The organism is Limnoraphis robusta CS-951, assembly GCF_000972705.2.
Genome location: NZ_LATL02000276.1, coordinates 17,092 through 27,892, shown reverse-complemented (window position 1 = coordinate 27,892; position 10,801 = coordinate 17,092). Strand labels below are relative to the sequence as shown.

General features: G+C 42.0%; 7 protein-coding genes. 3 read left to right on the top strand and 4 right to left on the bottom strand.

Annotated elements, in window-relative coordinates; genetic code table 11:
- Positions 1-50: 50 nt before the first annotated feature.
- On the bottom strand, positions 51-1,343 hold the full coding sequence (locus tag WN50_RS23460) for a GH25 family lysozyme (RefSeq protein ID WP_046277001.1): 1,293 nt from the start codon (positions 1,341-1,343) through the stop codon (positions 51-53).
- Between the two features lie 131 nt (positions 1,344-1,474).
- Here WN50_RS23460 and WN50_RS23455 point away from each other — a divergent pair, with 131 nt between their 5' ends.
- Positions 1,475-1,993, top strand: coding sequence for an O-acetyl-ADP-ribose deacetylase (locus tag WN50_RS23455; RefSeq protein WP_046277000.1), 519 nt, complete (start codon positions 1,475-1,477; stop codon positions 1,991-1,993).
- A gap of 7 nt (positions 1,994-2,000) precedes the next feature.
- On the opposite strand, the gene WN50_RS23450 is transcribed toward WN50_RS23455, so the two are convergent.
- Positions 2,001-2,660: a class I SAM-dependent methyltransferase gene (locus WN50_RS23450; RefSeq protein WP_046276999.1), complete on the bottom strand. Its 660-nt coding sequence runs from the start codon at positions 2,658-2,660 to the stop codon at positions 2,001-2,003.
- A gap of 381 nt (positions 2,661-3,041) precedes the next feature.
- Between WN50_RS23450 and trxB the strand changes: the two genes are divergently transcribed.
- Entirely contained in the window at positions 3,042-4,406 is a 1,365-nt protein-coding gene (gene trxB, locus WN50_RS23445; RefSeq protein ID WP_046276998.1) for a thioredoxin-disulfide reductase, read from the top strand.
- Positions 4,407-4,492: 86 nt separating this feature from the next.
- On the opposite strand, the gene WN50_RS23440 is transcribed toward trxB, so the two are convergent.
- Positions 4,493-5,716 (bottom strand): WecB/TagA/CpsF family glycosyltransferase, encoded by a 1,224-nt coding sequence (locus tag WN50_RS23440; RefSeq protein WP_046276997.1) that lies wholly within the window; start codon positions 5,714-5,716, stop codon positions 4,493-4,495.
- A gap of 494 nt (positions 5,717-6,210) precedes the next feature.
- The gene (locus tag WN50_RS23435; RefSeq protein ID WP_046276996.1) at positions 6,211-7,338 is read right to left on the bottom strand and encodes a HetZ-related protein 2; all 1,128 of its coding nucleotides are present in this window, start codon (positions 7,336-7,338) and stop codon (positions 6,211-6,213) included.
- Between the two features lie 315 nt (positions 7,339-7,653).
- Here WN50_RS23435 and WN50_RS23430 point away from each other — a divergent pair, with 315 nt between their 5' ends.
- Entirely contained in the window at positions 7,654-10,671 is a 3,018-nt protein-coding gene (locus tag WN50_RS23430) for a SpoIIE family protein phosphatase (protein ID WP_046276995.1), read from the top strand.
- Positions 10,672-10,801: the final 130 nt, after the last annotated feature.

The following is a 10,801-nucleotide window of genomic DNA, read 5'->3' as shown; positions in this document are numbered from 1 at the left end:
AAAAATAGCTTTCTGTTAATAAAAATTCCCCACCCGCTAAATGCTTCCCATTATAACGGGCGACCCCTTATCGGCAGAAAGTTGGATTTAGAATTGGGTTTTCGCCAACGTTGAGCAAATTCAGAGAGTGTCTCTGAAGGAATTTGAGTTTGTAGCCATTCGAGGGCTTCTTTCTGGGTGGGAGATCCTTGATAATATTGACACACGTCAACTAAGCGAATATCGGGCTGACTGACTGGAACTTGAGGTTGATTCCATTTTTGTTCAAATTCCTCCCAAGTTGCTATCGGAATTTGTCTTTGTAACCACCGCAGAGATACGTCTTGAGTGGATAATTCCCGATAATATTTACAAACATCAATCAGATCAACTGAACGACTCGGAAGTTGAGATTGATTCCGCCAACGTCGAGTAAATTCCAGTAGCATTGTCTTTAGAATCTGCTGTTGCAACCATTTTAACGCTTCGTTTTGACGGGGTTCTCCTTTATAGGCTTTGCAGATCGCGATTAAATCTTGCTTCGGTTGCGGTGTCGGTTCAGGTGTCGGTTCAGGTGTCGGAAGCACTGAAGATTCAAATTTACCGAGTAACGCAGTCCAGGTTTTTAAATCAGCAATTCCATCTTCGCTTAATCCCATAGATTTCTGAAACTTTGATACTGCTGTTTTGGTACCATTTCCAAAAATCCCGTCAATTGACCCTGGATCAAATCCACGATTTTTTAATCGGCTTTGCAAATCTTCTACTTTTGATCCAGTCGCCCCTGTTGTGGAAACTTCAAATAGGTTAACATCGACTCCACCATTGACACCTGTGACTTCGCCTTTATCTGTAAATTGCCAAAATAGCCAGGTTTTCCAACCGCCTGGAATTAACGGTTGTTCGGCTGTGGTATAATGAGCAATCCACAACGGATACTCGGAAAAACGTTTAGTATTTAAACTTTGCCAAAATCCCGGATAGGTGTAAATAATTGGACGAAATCCGCTTTCTCGTTCGATGATCTCTATCCACTCTTGAGCGCGATCGCACAGCGTTTCTGTGTCTAAACCATCGGTGGTTTCGATATCTAAAACGGGGGGTAAATCTCCGGCTTCTGGTTTGACAGTCGCCAGGAAGTTATAAGCTTGTCCTTGGGGACTCGCAGTCGGTCGAAAGAAGTGGTATGCTCCTCGTAACAGGCCGTTGGCTTTGCTTTGTTTCCAGTAGGTGTTAAACAGTTCAGCGACAAAGCTTTCACCCTCTGTTGCTTTGATGAATGCAAAGGTAATCCCAGCATCGACAACGGCTTTCCAGTCTACGTTGGGTTGATAGTCAGAAACGTCAATACCGCGAATGCTCATCGATTTAGCTGTTAGAAATTGGCTGTGAAAATTAATCGGATGTTATCCTAATCCTACTCTGAGTTAGACTGCGCTCCAGGATGATGTAAGATTTTACCTAGAGTATTTTGTGATTTTTAATTCATTAAGCCATGTTTCAAATTCAAGTGATTCAAGGCGATATTACTCAACAACAAGTCGATGCAATTGTCAACGCCGCCAATGAAAGCTTGTTGGGTGGCGGTGGCGTTGATGGGGCGATTCATCGGGCGGCTGGCCCTCGTTTACTACAAGAATGTCGTCAGTTACAGGGTTGTCCGACTGGAGAAGCCAAAATTACCGCAGGTTATGATCTTCGCTGTCGTTGGGTGATTCATACGGTAGGCCCGGTTTGGCGAGGCGGCGATCGCCATGAAGATGAATTATTAGCCAGTTGTTATCGCAATAGTTTAAAATTAGCTCAACAAAATGGCGTAAAAACGATTGCTTTTCCCAGCATTAGTACGGGTGTTTATCGGTTTCCCTTACAACGAGCGACTCAAATTGCGGTAACTGAAATTCAACAGTTTTTTAATAACAATCCTCAAACTTCTATCGAACAGGTGATTTTAGTTGCTTATAGTCAAGAGGATTATCATTGTTTACGAGAATTTGTTGAGCAAATCCCTTAATCCCTTTTCAGCTTTGAGCCGCTCGTTCGACTGTCCAATGGCGATCGCTAGACTGATAAATTTTTACGTTTTCTAATCCCACTTCGGCGATCATTTGATTAACTTCTTCAAGGGTAAATGCCGCTTGCAATGAATCTCTAAACAGTTGTTTTTGATGAGCGTTACAATCTCCGGCATATTGTTCGACTAATTCATCTCTTGTCGCTTCATCCACAGGTCGCAATAAATCCCGCAAAAAGATTCCCCCTTGGGGTTTGAGAACCCGTTTTAATTCTCTCAAAAAAGGAATTGGATCGCTCAAATGATGTATAATACTATTAGAAATAACCAGATCAAACTCCCCCTCTGAATAGGGAAGTTGTTTGGCATCTACTCGTTCTAATTGGATTTGAGTTTGTACCTTCGCAAGATCTACATTTTGCTGACCAATTTTTAACATATTTTCCGACAAATCGATCGCGATAATCTCCCAGTCAGGGCGGTGTTGAGCGATTAAAATGGGAATGCGAGCAGTTCCGGTTCCAGCATCGAGAACTTTGGCTTTTTGTGGCCCTAATGTCAAACTCTGTTCTGCAAAGGCGGTATTAACTGCGGTGAAGTCCATTGAATCATACTCAACAGCTTCCTCCCAAGTATCCATGACTTCCGGTTCTAAAACTCGTTGCATTGTGTCGGTTGGTGGTTTCCGGTAAAAGTTTACAACAAAAACTGATATTCTTTTGACGGGATTAGCAATTTTTTCGAGTGTAGTGGCTTTTGAGATTGAGACTGTCGCTCATTCTATTAATACTATCAGATTGTTTCATGGCGGTCAATATTTTTTCGAGGAATAAAGTTTTGCTCTCGTTACTTTTTGATTCGATTCGTTTACTTCTGAGTGCCAAAACAATTTTAAAGCGACTGAAGCGATGGGATATATTAATTGTAGACTAATCGTTAGAACTATCTTTCGCTTAGGCAGAGGCTCAACGTCTTAGCGTTTGAAATCTTACCAAAAACTCGCTATAATAGTCTTAAACGAAGTCGTTATGAGTTTAAATAAGGGGCAATGACGAATCCAGCAGTCGAAAACGTTGTGATTATTGGTTCGGGGCCTGCGGGTTATACAGCCGCCATCTATGCCGGACGAGCCAACCTCAAGCCTGTGCTGTTTGAAGGCTATCAAATGGGTGGAATTCCAGGCGGACAACTCATGACCACCACCGAAGTTGAGAACTTTCCGGGCTTTCCAGAAGGGATCACCGGGCCACAACTGATGGATAGAATGAAGGCTCAAGCGGAACGTTGGGGAGCCGAGTTGTACACCGAAGACGTGATCGAAGTTGATCTGAGTCAACGTCCGTTTACCGTGCGTTCAGACGAACGAGAAGTCAAAACCCATACGATTATATTGGCAACAGGAGCCACCGCCAAACGGTTAAATTTACCCAGTGAACAGAAATTCTGGAGTCACGGAATATCGGCTTGTGCGATTTGTGATGGAGCGAGTCCGATTTTCAAAGGGGTTGAACTCGCAGTGATTGGGGGCGGCGACACGGCAGCAGAAGAAGCGGTTTATTTGACGAAATACGGCTCTCACGTTCATTTGTTGGTGCGTCGAGATGAACTCCGAGCCAGTAAAGCTATGCAGCAACGGGTATTAGAACATCCGAAAATCACCGTTCACTGGAATACAGAAGCCGTCGATGTGTTCGGGAATGGCAAAATGGAAGGAGTTCGGGTAGTTAATAGACAAACAGGTGAACAAACCGAACTCCCGGCGGGTGGGTTATTCTATGCGATCGGCCACACTCCTAATACTCAAATTGTCAAAGGACAAATTGAACTCGACGAGACGGGTTATATTGTCACCCAACATGGCAGTGTAGAAACCTCTGTAGAAGGGGTTTATGCGGTGGGAGATGTTCAAGATCATGAGTTCCGTCAAGCAATTACAGCCGCCGGAAGTGGTTGTATGGGGGCGATGTTAGCAGAACGGTGGTTATCTGCAAATGGCTTAGTGCAGGAGTTTAAACAAGCCGAAACCCCAGAACCCGCCAAAGAAAAAACCCCTTCAGAAAGTGTAGCCGATACTGAGGAAAGCTTTGATCCCCAAGCAACTCGTCATCTGGGGGGTTATGCGCTGCGGAAGTTGTACCACCAGAGCGATCGCCTGATTATGGTGAAATATGTTTCTCCCAACTGCGGGCCTTGTCACCGTCTGAAGCCGATATTAGATAAGGTGGTTGATGAGTTTGAGGGTAAGATGCACTTTGTTGAGATTGATATTGAGCAAGATCCTGAAATTGCTCAAAATGCAGGAGTGAATGGAACGCCAACGATTCAGTTATTTAAGCACAAAGAACTGGTCAAAAACCTACAAGGTGTTCAACCCAAGAGTTTGTATCGGGAACTCATTCAAAGTAACTTATAACGGTTCAAAATCAAAGTGAAAAGAGGGCTAGAGGATAACCCAACTTCATCAGGTTTCTCTGGCTCTCTCTAGATTTTGAGCTACTTTTAGCCACCGTGAATAGGGGATTTTTGGGGAGTCTCGGGTTCGGCTGTGAGGTGGTAATGATAATCCTCTTGTGGGAGGTATCGAGGCCCCATATATTCAAGTAAGAGATTAATGGTGGCTGGTTTTATCCATCCGGCTTGAACGGCTATTTCTCCAAATCGTAAACGATTATTCTGCTGTTCTCTAAGGATGATGTCAATTTGATCATCATTGAGGAGAGCGGCAGATTTTAAGTAATAACCGATGGGTTTTTTTTGCTTTTCTATTGCTAAACGAGGAATTTCTTCAGCAAAAAAGTCTACGGTTTCCGGTTTCAACCAACCTTGTTGAGCTTGAATTTCTCCAAAGCGCCGTTTCGGGTCTTCTGCCTGAGCCTGTAAGATAGTAGAAACTTGTTCGTTAGAAAGTAGGCCTGCTTCTAATAACATTTCGCCGACGGGTCGATACAGGGGAAGTCGGGAATAGAGTTGATCCTGTTGAGATTCTGTCAGCAATTGTTTGACGGCTAACCAAACGAAAGGAGGGATAGTCTGAGTATAACGCTCCCAAAGCCGAGTCGGTTCTTGTACCAAACGGTAGAACCATTCTAAGCCGGCTTCTCGAACCCAGATGGGTGCGCGAGTCAGCAGTCCGGCATAGATCAGAAAAACGGCTCCCACTCCAATCATTACGGCTTTAATTTTTCCCCGATGTTGAGCCATGAACCGCTCTTGTTTGGGACATCCGAGAGACACAAAGACAATTCCAGCACCACTATCATTAATCTCTTGAATAACAGCTTCATCTTCAGCCGGGTTGAGGGGTCTAAAGGGTAAAGAACGTAACCCTGCGACTTGCAACTTAGGAAAGTCTTCAATCAGTCTATGTTCAATATTCTGTAAAATTTGAGTTTCCGATCCCAAGAAAAAAACGCTGACATCGTATGAAGGGGCTGACTGACATAATCTTAATAAAATATCCATTCCCGCCACCCGATCTTGAGGCACACCCATTTTCTTTAACATCCACACTAAAGGCATTCCATCGGGTGTGACGAGATCGGCGTTGTGTAGAATTTGAGCAAATTTAGGCTGCCAATAGGCTTCCATGACCATGTGAACGTTAGCCACGCAAACCATACGACTCTCATGGCGACTTGCCCAGTGGAGAATCGTTTCCATCTGGTCTTCAAACCGCAGTGCTGTAATCGCCGAACTCAATACTCTTTTACTAGGTAAATACATATGCTATAGGATGACCATTAATTCAAATTTGAACTTATTAAGAATTTAGAAGTAGACGAAAAACCCTTACTTGTACTTATCAAAGAATCTTGTTATGGTTCAGTATACTTAGATTTTATATGCTCTTTAAGTAGATCAGCAGCAATCAGTCAAATCATTTTGGGGTTTCGCAATATTTATTTCCAATTCTTTACAGAGGCTAACATTGATCGACTCATCGATTTGCTTTTTTCCTCCAGATTTCTTGGATAATAGATGGGGCTTGACTTAGAGTATTAATATCAACAAAACTCTACCGTTCTACAGTCTCAACTCAAGTTCTACGCTTAGAGTAGGATATTTGATCGGATCTGTCAACTCCTCAAGCTTGCTCTCTCTTCCCCTGGCTTTTAACTCTAGGCTCAATTGCTTTAATAGAAACACTTTGAACGACTCAATTTTTCAACTTCATCTCCTATTCAAAAGACATTGATTGTGAACATTAACCCGAGCATTTATCGATTGCGAATCGCTTGAGCATTCAAGTAAAGCTTTGTCCATTCACTGATAACTTGAGTCGTTTTTAAGTTGAGACGTTTGCCGATCGCTTCAATGGTTTGACCTGCTATCAAATCTTCTATCAGTTGACGTTGTATCGGAGTAAGACTATGCCAATACTCTTCCCATTGACTGGGGGTTAAGCCTAGACGGTTTTCTGACAAAGACGTTCCTAACCAACCGTTAACTAACTCAGGTGCGTGTTTTAAGGCAAAATTCCGAACAGCATGATAGCTGACTTTCTCTCGTAAACGATAGACTTGCTTAATTGGCAGATTCAACGCCTGGGCGATCGCTTCTTGAGACTCTCCTTTCAAATACAATTGTAACCATTGAGCGGCAATCGGATCTACTTTTTCTCTGAGGTAGGTTTCAAACTCCGCTTGTACCGTTAAACGTTGAATTTGTTGTTCTTCGAGTTGTTGGCTATCTTCGTATTGAGCAACAGCTTGTTCATCAAGCAAACTAATTCTTTCTTCGGTTTCATCGGAGATCATCTCCTCTGAGACTTGTCGCACCCACTCACCTGTCGGAACTTGGGTTAATCCCCCCCGTTGAGAACGACGCAAATAGTTAACAAAGCGATAAACTAATAGAGGTTGATTGCGAATCGGTCGCAGACAGTATTCTTCCAAACTCGCGAGTAACAGAGCATTTCGCAAGCGAGAATCCGTTGTACATTCCGCGATCCATTGAAGTTGCTGCTGTAAGTAGCGATCGCTATTCAGCATTTCTTGGATCACTTCTTGTAAGACATCGACCACATTTCGCTGACGATCTCGACTGGTCGCCACCCAAGCCTGAATTTTCTGACGTAAAATGACTAAACTCCCCAATCGCTTCATCAAGTTGCGATAGGCTTGTTCAGGGGAAACGTCTAGATAGCGTTGTTGCAAGACACGATAGCGAAAGTTTACCCCTTGTTCAAAGGCTGATTGTTCAGTGGGTGTAAAGCTTTCCAACGCCGCCAAATTTGACCCTAGCAACCACTGTATAATACTTTCGCTTGTGCTGCTACTGTGGTTTGGGTAGTCGTTCTGGAGTTGGGAACGCCACCGATTTGCAAGCGTTGTTGCCAAAGTCATTGGATCAGTCGATAGTGTCACCGTTGATTCAAGGATACAAGTGATAAATCGATATTAACACTGGTCTGCAAGAAGCTTACTTTTCCTGGTTGTGAATCTGAGTCTGTGAAGCAATTTATTAATTTTATAGATTGACAAATACTTATTTTTGTGCATTTTAGATGAAAAATAGCAATATTCTCAAGAATTGAATGAATCTTCTGCTCAATTGTGTATCAAAAATATTCCAGATCGGGTCGCTTTGACGATAATTGAACATAAGTGGATTGTATCGATTTCAGTTTTCAACGGCATCTGATTGATTAGCACTTTCCTATGTTCAAGCATCCCCTCCATCGCGATCATACCAAAGCAACCCTCGCTGCTTTCCTCACCGGAATTGCTATTTTGGCGACAGTCGGATGGGTAGAACATACTGAACGAGAACGGTTTGAGCAACAAAATCGAGCCAAAGTCCTAGCGCAACTCAGTACCGTCAGAGCCAACCTTGAAAAAGCCCTGAATCAGCGATTATTTCTGACTCGGGGATTAGTCGCCTATGTTTCGACTGTTAACCCCAACCTTGACCAAAAAACCTTTGAACGCCTAACTCAAGTGATTATTGCCGAACAACGAGGGATTCGCAGTGTTGTACTATACAAAGAGAATACCGTTAGCCACATTTATCCCCTCCAAGGAAATGAAGCTGCTGTTGGCTTTAGTCCGATGTCTATCCCGGAAGAACGAGAAGCTATTGAACGTGCTATCGAAAATCGTCAAACGATTGTTGCAGGACCCGTCAACCTCGTCGGAATGACCCAAATTTCTGATATTTGTCCCCCAGATGCTCGCCGCATTCCTACTAACAATTCTGAGAATAATCAACCGTCTTGTTTGGTAGAAGGGGGTGTTGCGTTTATTGCGCGAACTCCGATTTTTCTCACTCCACCCAATCAAGCGCCAGAAAGTGGCTCTTATTGGGGATTAACAGGGATTATTCTTGATCAAGATACGCTCTTTAAAGAAGCGGGACTCTTAGAAAAAAAATCATCTATAAAATATGCGATTCGCGGGAAAGATGGACTCGGTGAACAAGGAGAAGTTTTTTTCGGAGATCGGGCAATTTTCCAACAAAATCCCGTTCTATCTTCTATTACTTTACCGAATGGTTCTTGGGAGTTAGCAGCCGTTCCTAAGAAGGGATGGATAACTGATTCTCCGCTATCCGGTTGGCTAGGGTTCGGTGGAAGTGTTACCGCAATATTAGCGGGGGGGTTAGTGTTTGTTTTAGTGAGTGCGCCAACTCGTTTGAAAAAAGCGGTTGAATTGGCAACAATTACGTTAAGAGAACGGGAAGAAGCTCTCGAACAAGCCAATAATAATCTCCAACGTCTTGATCAACTCAAAGATGAATTTTTAGCAAATACTTCTCACGAATTGCGAACACCGCTTAATGGGATTATTGGGATTGCCGAGTCTTTAATTGATGGCGCAACGGGTGAACTTTCACAACAGACAAACTTTAATTTAACGATGATTGTTTCCAGTGGTCGTCGTTTGTCGAGTTTAGTCAATGACCTGTTAGACTTTTCTAAACTTCGCCACCAAAATCTAGATTTACAACTGAAAGCGGTTGATTTACGCGCAATTACAGACTTGGTTATTACTCTGAGTCAACCGCTTGTCGGGAAGAAGAATTTACAATTGATGAATTCAGTTTCTGCGGATCTTCCTCTTGTACAAGCGGATGAAAATCGTCTCGAACAGATTTTACATAATTTAGTTGGAAATGCGATAAAATTTACACCTTCGGGTCAAGTAGAAGTCTTAGCTGAAGCTGTTGAAGATTCAGAAGGAGATCAGAAGTTTGTAAAAGTGATTGTTTCGGATACGGGAATTGGGATTTCAGAAGATAAGTTTGAACGGATTTTTGAGTCGTTTGAACAAGCGGAAGGGACAACTTCTAGAGAATATGGGGGGACAGGATTAGGTTTAGCGATTACCAAGCAATTGGTAGAATTACATGGAGGGAGAATTAGTGTTTCTTCCCGTGTCAATGAAGGTTCAATATTTTCTTTTACGTTACCGATTTCGACAGGAGTAAAGTCGGAAATCATACCTAAATCTAGCATGAGGCTAGAACCTGAAAACAAAGTCTATCAACCCTTAAAGCCTGAGATTGAATTAACAAAATCAATCAATATTGACAATAAAAATTCCAATATATCGGTTTTAATTGTCGATGATGAACCGATTAATTTACAAGTTTTGGTGAATATACTTTCCCTACATCATTATGCTATTACTCAAGCGAGTCATGGTGAAGAAGCTTTAGCTTTGATTCAGGAAGGATATAAACCTGATATTATTTTATTGGATGTGATGATGCCTAAAATGACAGGTTATCAAGTCACTCAAAAAATTAGAGAACGTTTTCCGACCACTGAAGTACCGATTATTTTACTCACGGCTAAAACCCAAGTTGAAGATATTGTTATCGGTTTGAATGTCGGGGCGAATGATTATCTGACAAAACCTTTTTCTAAAGATGAACTTCTGGCGCGGATTGCCAATCAGATTAATATGTGTCATTTAAGAGCAGAAAATTTGCGTTTATCGGCGGAAATAGAAGTGATTCAAAAATTACAAAAAATGGTTTTACCAAAGTCTTTAGAATTAGAATTAATAAAAGATTTAGAAATTGCCAGTTTTATTCAACCTGCTGATGTAATAGGTGGAGATTATTATGATGTCTTACAATACAATGATCAGGTAAAAATTGGCATCGGAGATGTAACCGGACATGGATTAGAAAGCGGTTTATTGATGATCATGGCACAAACAGCCGTGCGAACCTTACAGGAAAGTTCGGAAACTGATCCGGTGAAATTTTTAGATATTCTTAATCGCACTTTGTATGGCAATATTCAGCGTATGAGTTCCAGTAAAAATATGACGTTAGCACTGCTTGATTATACCAATCGTTCGATTCAATTAAGTGGTCAACATGAAGAAGTTATTGTAGTGAGAGTTAATGGAGAAGTTGAACGAATTGATACCGTTGACTTGGGTTTTCCCATTGGGTTAGATGCAGATGTTTCTGAATTTATTGCTCAACAAACAATTTCTTTAAATCCGGGGGATGTGATTGTTTTATACACGGATGGAATTACCGAAGCCGAAAATATTGAGAGTGATCAATATGGTTTAGAACGGTTATGTGAAGTGATTTCCAAAAACCATCAAAACTCTGCTGAACACATTCGACAAGCCATTGTAACCGATGTTCAGCAATATATTGGTCAGCAACAAGTTTTTGATGATATGACTGTTGTTGTGATCAAACAAAAGTAGATTAGATTGGAAAATAACTTCTACTTTACTATCGGATGTTGCTGTTAAAAACCTGTAACATCTCTGTCTAAAATTCCCTTCGTTCCTCTAACTCTACCCAGTCTCCTCGGCTAACAATCAAATTTGATTT

Excerpts from the sequence above, each read along its gene's own strand:
- WN50_RS23460 (WP_046277001.1), bottom strand. The coding sequence starts at position 1,343 with ATGAGCATTCGCGGTATTGACGTTTCTGACTATCAACCCAACGTAGAC.
- WN50_RS23455 (WP_046277000.1), top strand. The coding sequence starts at position 1,475 with ATGTTTCAAATTCAAGTGATTCAAGGCGATATTACTCAACAACAAGTC.
- WN50_RS23450 (WP_046276999.1), bottom strand. The coding sequence starts at position 2,660 with ATGCAACGAGTTTTAGAACCGGAAGTCATGGATACTTGGGAGGAAGCT.
- trxB (WP_046276998.1), top strand. The coding sequence starts at position 3,042 with ATGACGAATCCAGCAGTCGAAAACGTTGTGATTATTGGTTCGGGGCCT.
- WN50_RS23440 (WP_046276997.1), bottom strand. The coding sequence starts at position 5,716 with ATGTATTTACCTAGTAAAAGAGTATTGAGTTCGGCGATTACAGCACTG.
- WN50_RS23435 (WP_046276996.1), bottom strand. The coding sequence starts at position 7,338 with ATGACTTTGGCAACAACGCTTGCAAATCGGTGGCGTTCCCAACTCCAG.
- WN50_RS23430 (WP_046276995.1), top strand. The coding sequence starts at position 7,654 with ATGTTCAAGCATCCCCTCCATCGCGATCATACCAAAGCAACCCTCGCT.